The sequence below is a fragment of the Bacillus sp. GS3m_15504 genome (assembly GCF_055825275.1).
Genome location: NZ_JBVVNL010000030.1, coordinates 1 through 351, shown reverse-complemented (window position 1 = coordinate 351; position 351 = coordinate 1). Strand labels below are relative to the sequence as shown.

1 rRNA gene is annotated in these 351 nt (G+C 45.6%); it reads right to left on the bottom strand.

What is annotated here, in order from left to right:
• Positions 1-143: 143 nt before the first annotated feature.
• Positions 144-351, bottom strand: a 16S ribosomal RNA gene (locus AC0L0O_RS30040); the annotation flags it as partial.

Genomic DNA, 351 nt, shown 5'->3' with positions numbered 1-351 from the left:
CTAAAAATTAAAAAATATGAGCTACACTGTTATCTAGTTTTCAAAGAACATACATTTATATATGAGAGATAGTTCTCTCAAAACTGAACAAAACGAAACACGGAAACTTATATTGATGAACAGCGTTCATCAATTCTCCATAGAAAGGAGGTGATCCAGCCGCACCTTCCGATACGGCTACCTTGTTACGACTTCACCCCAATCATCTGTCCCACCTTAGGCGGCTGGCTCCAAAAGGTTACCCCACCGACTTCGGGTGTTACAAACTCTCGTGGTGTGACGGGCGGTGTGTACAAGGCCCGGGAACGTATTCACCGCGGCATGCTGATCCGCGATTACTAGCGATTCCAG